The sequence below is a fragment of the Trichococcus sp. genome (assembly GCF_049684335.1).
Taxonomy (GTDB): domain Bacteria; phylum Bacillota; class Bacilli; order Lactobacillales; family Aerococcaceae; genus Trichococcus.
The window spans coordinates 17,286-34,439 of the sequence record NZ_JBAVFV010000061.1 but is presented as its reverse complement, the minus strand read 5'-3'; the positions used below and the strand labels follow the sequence as shown (position 1 = coordinate 34,439).

Below are 17,154 nucleotides of genomic sequence, written 5' to 3'. Positions count from 1 at the left end.
TACTATCAAAAAAAAGATGCAACTAATTGTGAAAAAATGAATGAAAATGGATTGTATTTAAATTAGAGTTTGATTATAATATCAGAATAACATAATAGAAAGTAGGGACGCCGAAATGAATAGTTACACTCCTCCAAAAAAACAAGGAATGTATGATCCCGCCTACGAGCATGATGCATGCGGTATGGGATTTGTCGTTGATATCAATGGTAATGGCTCTTATAAATTAGTCTCTGATGCGTTGGATTTATTGGAAAACATGGAGCATAGGGGTGCTTCCGGCGCTGATGCCAAAACAGGTGACGGAGCAGGTATCATGGTGCAGATTCCTCATCATTTTTTCAGCAGGGAGTGCGACGTCCTAGGAATCCATTTGCCTAAAAAAGGCGATTATGGAGTAGGGATGCTCTTTGCCCATAAATATGACGATCTACGTCACGAACAAATGAGAATGGTGGAAGAGATTGTCACTTCCGAAGGTCAAAAAGTGTTGGGTTGGCGTGAGGTTCCGATCGACAGCTCTGAAATCGGTGTGACTGCAAAAGCAGCTATCCCGCGTTTTATCCAAGTCTTTGTCGGTAAAGGAAATCCTGAGATGACTGAAATGGATTTCGAACGTAAATTGTTCGTCATCCGTAAATTATCTGAAAAACTAATCGTACCGATGAGCGAAAAAAGAGGCGGCTCGTTTTATTTTGCCAGTTTCTCTTCGAAAACAATCGTCTACAAAGGGATGTTGACTGCAGAACAATTGCGTAGCTTCTATCTTGATCTGACGGATTTGGACTTCACATCCGCTTTGGCGATGGTCCATTCCCGTTTCAGTACGAATACTTTCCCGAGTTGGGAAAGAGCTCATCCAAACCGTTACTTGATCCACAATGGCGAAATCAACACAATCCGCGGAAATATCAATTGGATGCGCGCCCGTCAAGGCAGCATGTCCCAGGATCTGTTGGATGCCAGTGAAAAAATCTATCCGATCGTCGACGAAACTGGGAGTGACTCTTCCCAATTCGACAACAATCTGGAATTCTTATATCTGAACGGCCGTTCCTTGCCGGAAGCCGTCATGATGATGGTTCCTGAGCCTTGGGAAAAGAACAAAACGATGTCGAAATCCAAAAAGGATTTCTATAATTTCAACAACTTCCTGATGGAACCATGGGATGGCCCTGCAGCAATGGGCTTCACGGATGGGGAAATCGTCGGAGCGGTGTTGGACAGAAACGGTTTGCGTCCGTCCCGTTACTATGTGACGAAAGATGATCGCGTAATCCTTTCATCCGAAGTAGGTGTCGTAGATGTGCGTCCGGAAGATGTAGCCTACAAGGGTCGTCTGGAGCCAGGTAAGATGCTGTTGATCGATACGAAGCAAAAACGTATCATCTCGGATGAAGAAATCAAAGAAACAGTAGCTGCTAAACAACCTTACGGAGAATGGGCTGAAAAGCATTTGTCCAAAATGAAGGACCTTGCGCCTGCTCCATTGACCACAATTGTTGAGCCTGAAGAATTGTTGCACCAACAGAAAGCTTTCGGTTATACGTTCGAGGACATCCAGTTATTGATTAAACCGATGGCTGTTACAGGTGGGGATTCAATCGGAGCAATGGGGATCGATTCTCCGTTGGCAGTTTTATCAGACAAACCACAGATGCTTTATCTGTACTTCAAACAATTATTTGCGCAAGTTACGAACCCTCCGATTGATGGAATCCGTGAGGAAATCGTTACTTCCGATACGATGCTTGTCGGAAATTGCGGTAACCTGTTAGATCCGGATAAGGCTGATACGCATGCCATCTACTTGGATAGCCCGATTTTGACGGATTCTGAATTAGCGAAAATCAAAGCGTTGCAGGACGACAAATTCAAAACGGTCACTCTTTCCCTTCTTTACCGCGTCGAAGAAGATGTGAAAGGGATGGAAAAAGCTTTGGAACGTCTTTTCAATGCAGCGGACAAAGCCATTGCTTCAGGCGCCAACATTTTGGTCCTTTCCGACCGTGGTGTGAACGCTGAATGGGCAGCCATTCCGGCTTTATTGGCTGTTTCCGGTCTGCATCATCACTTGATCCGCGAAGAAACACGCACGAGCGTCGGCCTTGTGCTGGAATCCGGTGAACCAAGAGAAGTGCATCATTACTGCACATTGGTCGGATACGGCTGTAACGCGGTCAATCCTTACTTGACTTATGCGACTATCCGCGAACTTGCTGAAGAAGGCTTGTTGGACGGACTGGATGCTGAGGCAGCGGAAGCGAACTACATCCACGCAGCTGTCCACGGTATGTCCAAAGTATTGACTAAGATGGGTATTTCAACAATGCGCAGCTATCATGGTGCACAAATTTTTGAAGCACTGGGAGTCAACAGCGAAGTTGTCGCTAAATACTTCACAGGCACGCCTACCCGCATCGAGGGTATCGGTCTTCAGGAAATTGCGACAGAAAACAGAATGCGTCATGACAGTGCCTACAAAGCTACAGCTCCTTACAGCGAAACGCTGGGAGTGGGCGGTCATTTCCAATACTCGGCTATGGGTGAAGAACACTTGTACAATCCGAGCACGATTTACCGACTGCAGCAAGCGACTCGCCAAGGGGACTATGAGCAATACAAAGAGTTCTCTCGCGAAATCAATGCTGAAACGAAGGCGTACACGCTGCGTCAACTGATGCAATTCAAGCCAAACGCACAAGACGCGATTCCGATCGAAGAAGTCGAATCGGCTGAAAACATCGTGAAACGCTTCAAGACCGGAGCAATGTCTTACGGATCAATCAGTATCGAAGCGCACCAAACGTTAGCAATCGCTATGAACCGTCTCGGCGGAATGAGCAACTCTGGTGAGGGTGGAGAAGATCCAAGCCGTTACGAATTGGATGAAAACGGGGATTCCCGCAACAGTGCCATCAAACAAGTCGCTTCCGGACGTTTCGGCGTTACGAGCCACTACTTGGTGAACGCAAAGGAAATCCAGATCAAGATGGCCCAAGGTGCAAAACCGGGTGAAGGCGGACAATTGCCAGGACAGAAAGTGTATCCTGAAATCGCCAAAACACGTGGCTCCATCGCGGGTGTAGGCTTGATTTCACCGCCTCCGCATCATGACATCTACTCCATCGAAGATTTGAAAGAATTGATCTTCGACTTGAAGAATGCCAACCGTCATGCGCGCATCAACGTGAAGTTGGTTTCTGAAGCCGGCGTTGGTACGATCGCTGCCGGTGTTGCGAAAGCAAATGCCGATACGATCCTGATCAGCGGTTATGACGGCGGTACAGGGGCAGCACCAAGAACCAGCATCCGTAATACCGGCTTGCCATGGGAACTGGGCTTGGCTGAAGCGCACCAAACTTTAGTGTTGAACAAATTGCGTGACCGTGTCCGCGTCGAAACGGATGGTAAATTATTGACTGGTCGCGATGTTGCGATCGCCTGCATGTTGGGAGCTGAAGAATTCGGTTTTGCGACAACACCGCTTGTGGCTATCGGCTGCATCATGATGCGTGTCTGCCACCTGAACACATGTCCAGTGGGTATCGCAACGCAGGATGAAACATTGCGCAAGAACTTCCAAGGCAAACCGGAATACGTCGTGAACTTCATGATGTTCGTTGCCGAAGAATTGCGTGAAATCATGGCGAAATTAGGCTTCCGCACAATCAATGAAATGGTCGGACGCAGCGACAAGCTGAAGATGAAAGAAAATGTGAAGCATTGGAAAGCGAAGACAGTTGATCTGTCCAGCGTATTGTACCAACCATATGCAGCACCGAATGTCGGCAGATACAACATGACGGAGCAAGACCATGAATTAGAGAAAACATTGGATATGCGTCGTCTGTTGAGAATCGTGAAACCGGCAATCGACTCTAAGAAACGCATCGTAGCTAAATCAGCAATCCAAAACATCGATCGCGTTGTCGGAACCATCATCGGCAGCGAAATATCGAAAAAATATGGTGCTGAAGGCTTGCCGGAAGATACAATCCAATTAACTTTCGTGGGTTCGGCAGGACAAAGTTTCGGCGCATTCATTCCGAAAGGGATGACATTGACGCTGGAAGGCGATTCGAATGACTACATCGGTAAAGGCTTGTCCGGTGGTAAAATCATCGTACGCGTACCGAATGAGGCTACATTCGCACCTGAAGAAAACATCATCACCGGTAACGTCGCTTTCTATGGCGCAACCAGTGGTAAAGCATACATCAATGGAATCGCTGGAGAACGTTTCTGCGTCCGTAACAGTGGCGTGGATACTGTTGTTGAAGGAATCGGCGACCACGGTTGTGAGTACATGACTGGCGGAACGGTTCTGATCATCGGAAAAACCGGTCGTAACTTCGCTGCCGGGATGTCGGGCGGGGTAGCTTATATCCTTGATTTCGACGAAAATAACCTGAACATGGAAATGGTCAGCGCAACGACAGATTTGAATGACACAGAGCATGACACAATCAAGCGCATGCTGCAGGAGCATATGATCTTTACGGGAAGTCCAAAAGCGCAAAATATCTTGGCTAACTGGGATCAAATGAAATCCCGCTTCACTAAGGTCATCTCCAACGACTACAAGTTCATACTGGAAAATATCGAAATAGCGAACCAGATGGGCATCACCGGTCAAGACGCAATGCGTTATGCCTTTGATGAGCGCTACAAACCAGTTGTGACAAACTAAGGAGGAGGGATAAGATGGGAAAAGTTACTGGATTTAAGGAATATAGCCGTTCCAATTATGAAAAGATTTCTCCGGAAGTCCGCATCAAAAATTGGGGCGAGATGCGTGAAGAAACATCAGAAGAAAAAATTCGGACTCAAGCGTCCCGTTGTATGAGCTGTGGCATTCCGTTCTGTTCAGCAGGCATCATGTTGCCGAACGGGGCGTCCGGTTGCCCTCTGCACAATCTCATCCCCGAGTGGAATGACATGGTGTATCGCGGTCAATGGAAGGAAGCGTACGAACGTTTATCCTTGACCAATCCGTTTCCGGAATTTACAGGACGTGTCTGTCCTGCTCCTTGCGAAGGATCTTGTACAGTTGGACTAATCGGTGAACCCGTCACGATCAGTAGCATCGAATACGAAATCATCGAACATGCTTTCCAAAATGGTTGGGTAAAACCGGCTAAAGCTCCAGCAACCGGCAAACGCGTTGCGGTTGTCGGCTCCGGTCCTGCCGGTCTTGCGACTGCGCACTACCTGACTTCAGTCGGTCATGCGGTCACTGTCTTCGAAAGAAGCGATCGTCCGGGTGGTTTATTGATGTACGGTATCCCGAACATGAAATTGGACAAGGACATCATCCAAAGAAGACTGGATATCCTGGAAGAAGCTGGCGTGGCATTTGTCTGCAACACTGAAATCGGCAAAGACATCACTGCGCAGGAATTGGTTGATACGTATGATGCAGTCGTCCTATGCGGCGGCGCAACCCGCGCCCGCGGCATCAATGTTGAAGGCAATGACGCAAAAGGCGTACACATGGCCATGGACTTCCTGACTGCCAACACACAAAATATTCTTGCAGGCGAACCGCAGGAAAGCAAAATCACTGCCAAAGACAAACACGTTATCGTAATCGGTGGTGGGGATACCGGTACCGACTGTGTCGGTACCTCCATCCGTCATGGTGCGAAGAGCGTGCATCAATTCGAAATCATGCCGCAAGCTCCGGATAAACGTGATGCAGATACGAACCCTTGGCCAGAATGGCCTAAAAAGCTGAAAACGGACTACGGCCAAGAAGAAGCAATCTACTTGACCGGCTCCGATCCGCGCAACTATGAGATCAACACGACGAAAGTCGAAAAGAATGAGGCAGGCGAAGTTACGGCTGTCCATACTGTACAGATCGAATGGAAACGTGATGCGTTAGGCAGAATGAATCCAGTTCCTGTCGAAGGAACCGAAAAAGTCTGGAAAGCGGACTTAGTCTTGCTGGCGATGGGCTTCACCGGTCCTGAAGATACCATTCCGGATGAATTAGCTTTGAAACGCGATCTGCGCAGCAATATTCAAGCAGCAGAAACCGACTACAAAACGAATGTGGAAAAAGTCTTTACCTGCGGCGACATGCGCCGCGGACAAAGCTTGGTCGTGTGGGCTTTGCAAGAAGGAAAACTAGCCGCAGGCGAAGTCGATCGTTTCTTGTCAGGCGACACAGCTATTTATTAATCAGTTTAAAAAAACCGAAGCAGCGGAAAATCGCTGCTTCGGTTTTTTTTTCTATTGGTGTGGGTATGTTGGGATCGCCAGCTCCGGTCAGGGCGCGTCTGCCAGGAGGAGGGGATCGGATCGGCCTGGGCTGTGAACTCCGGTGAAGCCGCATTCCCTACATTCGACCGCAGCGCTGATCGAGCGTGCCAATCTGTTCAGGTAGCCTAAATAATCCCATATATTGAAATTCGAAATATAACTCAAAAAAATGGTATAATACTAGCATCAAATCCTTAAGTGATTTATGAGGGAAGATTCGAAGGAAAAGAAAGGGTGCAGAGTTGTGAAAAATTGGAAAAGTGTGGCGATTGCCTATGGCCTGCCGGCAGTCGGTCTTTTAGGATATTGGTATTCGGCGTTGACCCCGGTGTCGATCCAGTCACCGGAGTTTTGGACGAATATGTTTTTGTATTTGGTTGCAAGTGCAGCATTGATGAACATCTTGGATCGGACGAAAGCCGATCGCGTCAACAAAGTTACCGGAGCTATCATCGGAATCAGTATCGTCTTCATCATCGGAGGGATGCTGTTTGGTTCCCAAATTTTCAGGGCCAAAGACTATGCCAGTTTGATTACGCATACGGAAGGTAATTTTGAGGAGGACCTGACCATCACGGACCCTTCACAGATACCGACGATCGACCGTGATATGGCGGAACGTCTGGGGAGCCGCAAACTTGGCGAAGTCCTCAATTTGGTTTCGCAATTCGACGTCAGCACGGAATACACGCAGATTGCTTATAAAGGCGATTCAGTCCGCGTTTCACCATTGGAATACGTCAGCTTTTTCCGTTGGTTGAACAACCGCGCCGATGGCATTCCGCATTATGTGACCGTCGATATGGTGACGGGAGATTCTGAATTAGTGAGTTTGGATAAGAACATCCATTATTCCCATTCCGGCTATTTCGGGGATGACATCACGCGCCATATCTTTTTCAACTATCCGACAGTGATGTTCGAAAATCCGGTCTTTGAATTGGATGAAGAAGGCAATCCTTATTACATTGCGCCTATCGTTGAAAAGAAATTCAGCTTCATGGGGCCTAAGGAAGTCGTCGGAGTATTCGTCGTGGATGCTTCCTCCGGCGACATCACGCGCTATAGTGTTGCCGATGTACCTGATTGGGTAGATCGCGTGTTCCCGGCGAACATGGTGATGACGCAAATCAATTACAACGGGCAATATCAAGGCGGTTACCTGAACAGCGTCATCAGCAAGAAGGGTGTCATCCAAAATGCGGATGGCTACAACTACATCGTGCTGAATGATGATTTGTATCTGTACACCGGTTTGACTTCCGTTGCGGCAGATGAATCGAATATCGGTTTTGTGCTGGTCAATTCCAGGACCAAGGAATCGAAACGCTACAACATCAGCACAGCGACAGAATGGAGTGCCATGGAGAGCGCCCAGGGATCGGTGCAGGAAAAAGGCTACATCAGCACATTCCCGCTTTTGTTCAACATGGAAAACAAGCCGGTCTATCAATTGTCCTTGAAGGATGATGCCGGTTTGATAAAAATGTATGCCTTTGTGAATGCGACGAACTATCAGAAAGTCGGGACCGGCAATTCCTTGGCTGCTGCGTGGAACGCTTATACTGGCGGTGTCGTTTCCACGACAACCGATGAGGAAGAAGAGGTCGTCGAGACCGAAACCATCAGCGGTGCCATCACCGCCATGGAATCAGTCGTCATTGACGGCGAAACGACTTATTACTTCACGTTGGAAGGCGATGCAGAAACCATCTATATCGCTAAAGTATCCATCGACAAGCAATTGCCGTTCATCAAAGCCGGCGACAGCGTGACGATCGAAGTGGATGGCTCTCGCGTTGTATCCATCATCAAACAGTAACATTTTATAAATGAACAGGGCTACTCCGGCAATAATGCTGGAGTGGCTTTTTTTGGTGTTTGGCTGCTGATGATTACTTGGTTGCTTTGCCGGAGGAAAAGAGATACGAAAAGATCATTACCTCCGACCACGGCGGCTTTGCCGGAATTCAGTCTTCCGCAACACAACCTCCTCCGGCCTACATTCGCTCGTCGTAGTTGAGCTGTCTGGCGCAATGCTGTTCTCCGATGGAGCGCATCCATATCGGAGTTAACGTTCCATAAATAATCATTTCTTGTCTAACCGGATAAACCGAAAAAATGACTTCCTTGCAAATGCAAAAAATTGACGGAGCAAGGGATGTTGTTGCATAGTAAAGATAAGAAAGCATGCGAAAGGAAGCGCTGCGCCATGGCAAACAAAGTGACCCATCCGATCCTGTTTCAAGGCGACCTGAAAAAGCAAGGTCCCTATTTTGAAGGGTGGTATTTCAAGAGTGTTTCGGCAGATGAAAAGACCGTCCTTAGTCTGATTCCCGGCATTTCGATCACCGAGGAAGACCCGCACTGTTTCATCCAATATTCCTATGTCCATGTCGGAGAAGCGCTCGAAAAAGAGCTGCGGACCGGCTACATCCGCTATCCATTGTCTGCGTTTCAATACAACCAAACGCCATTTGTGCTGAAAGTCGGCAACAGCGTCTTTTCGGAAACGCTCGTCAGTGTGCATCTCGAAGAGGATGATTTCCGGATAGAAGGCATTCTGAAACTGGGGCCATTCCAAGCGGTCAAACGCACACCGGTGTCGCCATCCATCATGGGTTTCTTCGCCTACATCCCGAACATGGAATGTTACCACGGCGTCATCAGCATGAATCACGCCATCGACGGAACGGTTTCAATCGGAAATAAAACCAGTGATTTTACGAGCGGCAAAGGCTACCTCGAAAAGGACTGGGGAACGTCTTTCCCGCAGGAGTACGTCTGGATCCAGTGCAACCATTTCCGGGACGATAGGACTAGCCTCTTCTTCTCGGTGGCGAAAATCCCTTTCCGGGGTTCCTCATTCGAGGGCTTCATCTGCAATTTTATCGTGTATGGAGAGGAGTACCGTTTTGCGACCTATAACCACAGCAAATTCACTTTGGGATTGTTGATCGATGACCGGATTGAAATCGAAGTTTCCCATGCCTCTGCCTCCCTTACCATCTGTGCGGAAGTGCTCCATGGAGGGGCTTTGCTGGCGCCGACAGAACAGGGAATGAACAAAATCGTCAAAGAAGGACTTTCCGGCATCGTCACGGTTGACTTCACCGACAAGAAAACCGGGAAAAATTATCACGATGTAGGGAATGTAGCCGGCATTGAAGTCGTGCGCTAGTTGTTGAAAAAATAATTAAATTGAAAGAAGGAATCCGTATGTTGACAAGCTTATTTCCTTATCTGAATTTCGACGGCAACGCCAAAGAGGCAACGCATTATTATGTTGCGACCCTTGATGGCGAACTGCTCGGCATCACTACATTCGGGGAGGCTCCAAAGGACGATTCCGAGGCGGCGGAAGAATTTTCCTTGCCGCCAGGTGTTGAGAATCTGATCATGAATGCGCAGATCAGACTGAAAAATGGCGCTATGCTGATGATTTCCGATGTGTTTCCGGGAAGGGAATTCCATACCGGCAACAATCTGTCGTTGACGCTGACCTACGATGATGTGGAGGAAGCCCGGGTTGTATTCAACCGCTTGGCTGATGGCGGCTCCATCGGCATGGAACTCCAACAGACTTTCTGGAGCCCGCTGTACGGCAGCCTGATTGACCGCTACGGAATCGAGTGGCAGATTTCCGTGGACGCAGTTTAGATTCTGCTCTTAAGGAAATTGTCTGATATTGCAGAATTGAGGGGAAGCAATTGAGCCAAAATTTGTTTACGAAGGCAATTCCGATGCCCACATCAAGTCATCCTTGACCGGCGTCAGCGAAACGATCATCGTGTCGGATGGTCGGATGCTGCTGGGTATTTGGCAAAGTATCTATTTCTGGGATTACGATGGCCCACGCAACCGTAAATTCCATGTCAAAATAATCGCCGGATAAGTTTAAAGAATGGCTCGAGCATATTATTTCGAATTCGAGATAATAACGGGTATAATGTAAGAAAAACAAGCGGTAGGTGAGGACACGATGCTGGAAGACATCAAAAAAATATTAGCGGAACACGAACCTGAGCCAATCGGGGAACAGCGCTACTTTTCCGTTCTGCTTCCTTTAATCAAGGTAGACGGGGCGCTTCATGTGCTTTATGAAGTGCGTGGCGAGCATATCTCCCAACCGGGCGACACGTCATTCCCGGGCGGCGCAGTGGAGCCGGGAGAAAGTTTTGAAGCGACGGCCATCCGGGAAACAATGGAAGAGTTGAACATAAAAAGGGACAATATCAAAGTTTTGGGAGAAATGGACTATATCATGAATGAGCGTGCAATTATCCATTGTTTCGTCGGGGAGATCATTGGCGTGGACAAGGATGATATCTGCTTCAATAAAGAAGTACAGGAAATCTTTACGGTTCCTCTTCAGTATTTCATGGATAACCGGCCGACCTATTACTCTTCAACGGTCAGGCTGGAGCACCCAGACGACTTCCCGTTCGAATTGATTCCGAACGGCAAGGACTACAAATTCAGAATCGGCGTCCATTGTGTGCCGTTCTATCATTTGGAGAACTATCGACTCTGGGGATTCACCGCGAACCTGACTGACCGCTTCGTGAGCATATTGGAACAAAATGAAAATATGACTACAGAATAAAAAGCATGAGCCCAATCATTCAAGGGCTCATGCTTTTTTCGGTACATAAAGGCACCTTGCTTGCCTGTTCGGGGGACGGAGTACTTTGACGCATCCACAACAGTTTTCTTCCTTAAAGGCTGCTTTTGCGGAGCTGAGAGGCAGGCTGATGCTTTTGTCAGGTTGTTTCTTGGCAGAGAGTCTATTTCACTTACTCAAACGCTGAAAATATGATCCCGATAGGTTTCGAAGCTAGCATGCACATACGGTTGGACTTTTTTCAACGAAACAGGTCGGCCTTCTTCGTTCAGGAAGCAATGCTTGCTTTTGCCGGTCGTGCGCAACTCGCCAGTTTTGACATCGATGACACGGTAGGCTAGGCCTAATTTCACTCCGCTGTAAGAATCGATTTCGGTCAGCACGTATACAGAGTCTCCAAAGCGGACCATCGTTTTGTACTGCGCTTCGACGGAAAGTACCGGGCTGATGATGCCAGCTTGTTCCAATTTCGCATAATTCGCGCCGATCTGGTCAAGAAAGTCCACGCGGGCTTCTTCGAACCAACGGATGTAATTGGAGTGGTGGATGATCTTCATCTGATCCGTTTCGTAATATTGAGCGACGTGGATATAGGGTTTTAATTCATTTTTCAAAAAAGGTTCCTCCTTGTGCCAGCTTACTTATTTTGGAATTCAATTTATACTCAGAGCTACCCCGTCAAATCCTATTTGGCGGGGAATGCCACTGCTAAACAGTAAGAAGAGGCTGCCTCGTTTTTCGAGACAGCCTTTCTTGTGCATATTATTTTGCTTCGATCTCGATCAGGAGGTCCCCGGCTTCGATTTGATCGCCGTCGATGACATAAATCTGATCGACGACACCGTTGATTGTGGAACGGATCATCGTTTCCATCTTCATCGCTTCAGTGATCACGACTGGATCGCCTTGCGATACGCGATCGCCGCGTTTGACGAGAACTTCCAATACAGAACCTGGCATTGTTGCGCCGACGTGTTCTTTGTTGGTAGGTTCCGCTTTTTTGCGGATTGCTTTCGTGCTGGTGATGGACATGTCTTTGACCTGAATCTCACGGCCTTGGCCATTCAGATCGAAGTAAAGGATACGCATCCCGTCCGAATCAGGTTCACCGATTGAATTCAGTTTGATGATCAAGGTTTTGCCTTTTTCGATCTGAACTTCGATCTGTTCACCCATGCGCATGCCGTGGAAGAAAGTAGGGGTGTCAAGTTTTGTGACATCGCCGAACTTATCATAGATTGCGACATAATCCAAGAAGATTTGCGGGTACATCAAGTAGCTGATGACATCTTCATCGCTGGCTGGACGTTGGATTTTTTCCTCCAACTCAGCTTTCAAAGCAACGAAGTCAATCGGCTCACGCAGGCTGCCCGGTCTTACTGTGATGGCTTGTTTGCCTTTCAGGATGATTTCCTGCAATCTTTCAGGGAATCCGCCTGTCGGCTGGCCTAAATCGCCTTTGAAGAAGCTGATCACTGATTCAGGGAAGTCGATGGTTTCGCCTTTTGCGTAGACATCTTCTTCATTCAATTTATTTTGGACCATGAAGAGGGCCATATCGCCGACAACTTTAGAGGATGGTGTCACTTTGACGATGTCGCCGAACATTTTGTTTACGTCAGCGTACATTTCTTTGACTTTATCCCACTCGTCGTTCAAGCCGACAGCATTCGCCTGTTGTTGTAGGTTCGTGTATTGTCCGCCCGGCATTTGGTGGTCGTAGACTTCTGTTGAAGTCGTTTGGATGCCGCCTTCGAATTCTTCGTAGTAGTCACGGATATCTTCCCAATAACGGTTGATTTTGTGCACGTTGTGGATGTTGATGTCCGGCTCGTGCTCAGAACCTTCCAATGCATAGTACAGGCTGCTGATGCTCGGTTGGCTGGTCGTACCGCTCATCGCACTCATCGCTACGTCTACGATATCGACGCCGGCTTTGATCGCTTCTGAGTACGTGTAGATGCCGTTTCCGCTTGTATCATGCGTATGCAGATGGATCGGAAGATCGACTGTATCCTTCAACTCACTGATCAGACGGTAAGCCGCTTGCGGTTTCAAAAGGCCGGCCATATCCTTGATCGCGATGATGTGTGCGCCTAATGATTCCAGCTCTTTGGCCATCTCTTTGTAGTATTGGATCGTGTATTTCGTTTGTGAAGGATCATTGATATCGCCTGTGTAACAGATGGCTGCTTCAGCGATTTTGTTGTTGTCGCGTACGTACTGGATGCTTCTTTCCATCTGCTTCGTCCAGTTCAAGCTGTCGAAGATACGGAAAACGTCGATCCCGTTTTTAGCGGCAAGTCTGATGAACTCTTCCAAACCATTGTCGGGATAATTTTGGTATCCGACGGCATTCGATCCACGGAACAACATCTGCAATAGCGTATCCGGCATTTGTGAGCGCAGTTTCTTCAGTCGTTTCCAAGGGTCTTCGCTCAGGAAGCGGTAGGCCACGTCGAAGGTAGCTCCTCCCCACATTTCTGAAGAGAACAGTTGCGGAATCGCTGCTTGTGTTTCGGCTGCGATGGCTTGCATCTCGTTTGTGCGGATACGGGTAGCCAACAAGCTTTGGTGCGCGTCACGGAAAGTCGTATCCGTCAAGAGCACACGGTTTTGTTCCTTGATCCATTGGCTCACGGCTACAGGGCCTTTTTCATCCAAAATATTTTTGGCGGTAATGATTTTTTGTTCGGGCACGACAATGTCAGTCGGGATTCTAGGCTTGTCATAGAATTTCTTGTGACCTTTTTGAATGCCCGGGAAGCCATTAACGGTAATGTTTCCGATGTACTGCATCGTTTTGTTACCACGGTCACGTGTTTTAGGGAATTCGAACAATTCCGGAGTCGTGTCGATGAACGTCGTTTTCGCATCGCCTGATACGAAGATCGGGTGCGTGATTACGTTGAACATGAACGGAATGTTCGTTTTAACGCCACGGATACGGAATTCGATCAGAGAACGTTCCATTTTGCGGACGGCTTGATCGAATGTCGAAGCATGTACGCATAATTTAACCAATAAGGAGTCGAAGAACGGTGTTACGACCGTACCTTGGAATCCGTTACCAGCATCCAATCGGATACCGAAGCCACCTGGAGAACGGTAAGTGTTGATTTTTCCAGTATCAGGGAAGAAATTGTTCAACGGATCTTCCGTTGTGATCCGGCATTGGATAGCAGCGCCAATCAACGGGATGTTGGCCTGTTGCGGGATACCGATTTCTTTATGCAGATCTTGACCTTGGGCGATCAGGATCTGTGATTGCACGATATCGATTCCTGTGATCAATTCTGTGATTGTATGCTCTACTTGGACACGCGGATTCACTTCAATGAAGTAGAATTGATCGCCTTCCAAAAGGAATTCAACAGTTCCGGCATTCACATAGCCGACATGTTTCATCAATTGGAGCGCAGAGTTGCAGATTTCATGGCGGACTTGATCCGACATGGAAACGCAGGGTGCCACTTCGACAACTTTTTGATGGCGGCGTTGCACGGAGCAGTCGCGCTCGTAAAGGTGAACGATGTTACCATGCTCATCCCCTAAAATCTGAATTTCGATGTGTTTAGGATCTTGGATATATTTTTCGACATAAATCTCATCGCTGCCGAATGCGGCCAAAGCTTCACTGCGGGCTCTTTCGAAACCTTCGCGGGCTTCTTGCTCGTTGAAGGCCATACGCATACCACGTCCGCCGCCGCCTAAAGCCGCTTTGATCATGATCGGATAAGAGTAGGTTTCCGCAAACTGAATTACTTCGTCGATGTTTGCGACGGGGCCATCCGATCCAGGGATAGACTGGATGCCGGCTTCCACAGCTGCAACTTTTGCTTTGATTTTATCGCCAAAAATGTCCAGGTGTTCCAAAGAAGGGCCGATGAATTTGATGCCTTCTTCTTGGCAACGTCTAGCGAAGTCGATATTTTCAGATAAGAAACCATATCCAGGATGAATGCCGTCTGCACCGGAATCTTTAGCGATGCGGATCAGGTCTTCGATGTCCAGATAGGCGTCGATAGGCTTTTTGCCTTTTCCGACCAAATAGGCTTCATCTGCTTTAAAACGGTGCACAGAACCTTCATCCTCTTGCGCATAGACGCCAACAGTAGGGATTCCCAGTTCAGTCAGTGCACGAAATACACGTATCGCTATTTCGCCGCGATTTGCAACTAAAACTTTTTTCAATATTTCCACCTCGCCAGTTTATTAAATTCAGAAACATTTCTTATACAATGATTAAAAATGATTCGTGATTTCCGCCAAAGATGAAAATTTGGCGAGAGAAATCAATTATATCTTTTTAATTATTCATTTTACACATTATTCTGCGTGTTTACAACTACCTTTTTAAGAATCTGTTAATAATTGAATGAAATGTCGTATTTTGGGCAAAATACGAACTATTTATAATTATGATATTGAAAATGTAAGCATATTTTTTTAATTTTTAAAAAAAACATACTATTATGAGAGTGGCTTTGTGTTTAATGCGAACAATCTTTTATGAGAGTGCTTTGACTGTTTTCTATGCTAAAATAGATAACAAAGGGATATGAAGCGGTTACACGTTAATGTGACGGAATGCTGAAAAATAGTTGTAAAAAATGCGGAATCCAGGAAAGAAAAGGGGGATTTGTACGTGAGTGAACCAACGATAGGAAAGCGCACGCCATTATTTGAATATTATAAAGCGAATGGTGTGAAGCTGATTGATTTCGGGGGATGGGAGATGCCGATCCAGTTTTCCGGAATTCTTGCCGAACATGAAGCCGTCCGTGAACGCGCCGGACTGTTCGATTGTTCGCATATGGGAGAAATCGAAATATCCGGTGAGGAAGCAGAAAGCTACCTGAATGGATTGCTGACGAATGATGTCAGCGTGATGACCATCGGACAAGCTCAATACAATATCATGTGTTATCCGGATGGCGGGGCAGTAGATGATGTCATCCTCTTCAAAATGGACAAGGAAAGTTATTTGTTGGTCTGCAATGCATCAAATACGGATAAAGTCTATGCATGGATGCAAGAGAACAATGGATTGAAAGCGATCCTAAAAAATATTTCCGACAGCATAGGCTTGCTTGCCTTGCAGGGCCCAGTAGCCATCAAAATTCTCAAGGAACTGACGGACGCCGATCTGGATACCATCGGAAATTACCATTTCATCGAGGACCAAGAAGTCGCGGGCATTCCGCATGTCCTGATCTCAAGGACGGGCTATACCGGCGAAGACGGCTTTGAATTATATCTGGCGAGCGGGCAGACCGCGCTACTGTGGGAAAAACTGTTGGCAGCCGGTCAAGCTTACGGGTTGTTGCCTTGCGGACTCGGATCGCGGGATACGCTTCGTCTGGAAGCAGGGATGCCGCTCTACGGGCATGAATTGTCCGAGGATATCAATCCATTGGCGGCCGGGCTGGGATTTGCGGTCAAGGTGAAAAAAGCGAGCGATTTTATAGGTAAAGCGGCTTTGACGGCAATCCGCGAAAACGGACCAACCGAAAAGATCGTCGGTTTCGAGGCAACCGAAAGAGGAATCCCCCGCGAAGGCTACAAAGTCTTTTCGTTGAAAGGGGAAGAAATCGGGATCGTAACTTCCGGAACGCAATCGCCGACTCTGAAGAAAAGCATCGGGATGGCCTTGGTGAAGTCGGAAGCGGCCGCCATCGGCACAGAAATCCAGATCGAAATACGCAACAAACGCATCCAAGCGACAATCATACCCAAACCATTTTACAAAAGAACGAAAAGCTGAACGAACCCGTTCAGCTAGCCATCATTATTGAATAAAGATAAATTTTTATACTTCTCTACAACAATAAACCAGCGCAAGGCGCGGAAGGATGATCAAAATGGCAGACCACAAAAATTTTTATTACACAAAAGAGCATGAATGGGTAGAAAAAATCACGGATGATACGGTTCGCATCGGCATCACGGAGCATGCGGCGGAACAATTGGGCGACATCGTGTTCGTCGATTTCGTGGCCGATCTGGATGCGGAATTGGCCAAAGGGGACGAAGCTGTGACGGTCGAATCCGTAAAATCCGTCTCGGAAGTCTATGCGCCGGTTTCCGGAACAGTGATCAAACAAAATGAAGCTTTGGCTGATGCGCCAGAAACCGTCAATGCGGAAGCTTTTGCAGGCGGATGGATGTACGAAATGCGCTTGAGCGATGCCAGAGAATTGGACGAGTTGTTGAGTTACGAGGAATACGAAGCATTCGTGGCTGAGGAGGAAGCATAA

Annotated in this window: 11 protein-coding genes; 9 read left to right on the top strand and 2 right to left on the bottom strand. The window is 47.5% G+C overall.

What is annotated here, in order from left to right; genetic code table 11:
* Positions 1-115: 115 nt before the first annotated feature.
* From gltB to WBM30_RS10985, 7 genes are all read left to right on the top strand, one after another.
* Positions 116-4,693: a glutamate synthase large subunit gene (gene gltB, locus WBM30_RS11015; protein WP_424900755.1), complete on the top strand. Its 4,578-nt coding sequence runs from the start codon at positions 116-118 to the stop codon at positions 4,691-4,693.
* Between the two features lie 14 nt (positions 4,694-4,707).
* Positions 4,708-6,189: a glutamate synthase subunit beta gene (locus tag WBM30_RS11010; RefSeq protein WP_424900754.1), complete on the top strand. Its 1,482-nt coding sequence runs from the start codon at positions 4,708-4,710 to the stop codon at positions 6,187-6,189.
* 325 nt (positions 6,190-6,514) lie between these two features.
* Entirely contained in the window at positions 6,515-8,092 is a 1,578-nt protein-coding gene (locus WBM30_RS11005) for a hypothetical protein (protein ID WP_424900753.1), read from the top strand.
* A 390-nt stretch (positions 8,093-8,482) separates the two neighbouring features.
* Positions 8,483-9,451, top strand: a complete 969-nt coding sequence (locus tag WBM30_RS11000) for a tocopherol cyclase family protein (RefSeq protein ID WP_424900752.1) — start codon at positions 8,483-8,485, stop codon at positions 9,449-9,451.
* Between the two features lie 38 nt (positions 9,452-9,489).
* Positions 9,490-9,930 (top strand): VOC family protein, encoded by a 441-nt coding sequence (locus WBM30_RS10995; RefSeq protein WP_424900751.1) that lies wholly within the window; start codon positions 9,490-9,492, stop codon positions 9,928-9,930.
* Positions 9,931-9,979: 49 nt separating this feature from the next.
* Positions 9,980-10,165: a secondary thiamine-phosphate synthase enzyme YjbQ gene (locus WBM30_RS10990; RefSeq protein WP_424900896.1), complete on the top strand. Its 186-nt coding sequence runs from the start codon at positions 9,980-9,982 to the stop codon at positions 10,163-10,165.
* Between the two features lie 87 nt (positions 10,166-10,252).
* Positions 10,253-10,876 (top strand): NUDIX hydrolase, encoded by a 624-nt coding sequence (locus WBM30_RS10985; RefSeq protein WP_424900750.1) that lies wholly within the window; start codon positions 10,253-10,255, stop codon positions 10,874-10,876.
* 194 nt (positions 10,877-11,070) lie between these two features.
* Here WBM30_RS10985 and WBM30_RS10980 read toward each other — a convergent pair whose 3' ends face one another.
* Entirely contained in the window at positions 11,071-11,508 is a 438-nt protein-coding gene (locus tag WBM30_RS10980) for an acyl-CoA thioesterase (RefSeq protein WP_424900749.1), read from the bottom strand.
* Positions 11,509-11,656: 148 nt separating this feature from the next.
* A complete protein-coding gene (locus WBM30_RS10975; RefSeq protein ID WP_424900748.1) occupies positions 11,657-15,088 on the bottom strand; it encodes a pyruvate carboxylase in 3,432 nt (1,143 codons plus the stop codon).
* Between the two features lie 454 nt (positions 15,089-15,542).
* Here WBM30_RS10975 and gcvT point away from each other — a divergent pair, with 454 nt between their 5' ends.
* The gene (gene gcvT / locus WBM30_RS10970; RefSeq protein WP_424900747.1) at positions 15,543-16,661 is read left to right on the top strand and encodes a glycine cleavage system aminomethyltransferase GcvT; all 1,119 of its coding nucleotides are present in this window, start codon (positions 15,543-15,545) and stop codon (positions 16,659-16,661) included.
* A 97-nt stretch (positions 16,662-16,758) separates the two neighbouring features.
* A complete protein-coding gene (gcvH, locus tag WBM30_RS10965) occupies positions 16,759-17,154 on the top strand; it encodes a glycine cleavage system protein GcvH (RefSeq protein WP_424900746.1) in 396 nt (131 codons plus the stop codon).

Bases quoted from the DNA above. Each gene is read 5' to 3' on its own strand.
- gltB (WP_424900755.1), top strand. From the start codon at position 116: ATGAATAGTTACACTCCTCCAAAAAAACAAGGAATGTATGATCCCGCC.
- WBM30_RS11010 (WP_424900754.1), top strand. From the start codon at position 4,708: ATGGGAAAAGTTACTGGATTTAAGGAATATAGCCGTTCCAATTATGAA.
- WBM30_RS11000 (WP_424900752.1), top strand. From the start codon at position 8,483: ATGGCAAACAAAGTGACCCATCCGATCCTGTTTCAAGGCGACCTGAAA.
- WBM30_RS10995 (WP_424900751.1), top strand. From the start codon at position 9,490: ATGTTGACAAGCTTATTTCCTTATCTGAATTTCGACGGCAACGCCAAA.
- WBM30_RS10985 (WP_424900750.1), top strand. From the start codon at position 10,253: ATGCTGGAAGACATCAAAAAAATATTAGCGGAACACGAACCTGAGCCA.
- gcvH (WP_424900746.1), top strand. From the start codon at position 16,759: ATGGCAGACCACAAAAATTTTTATTACACAAAAGAGCATGAATGGGTA.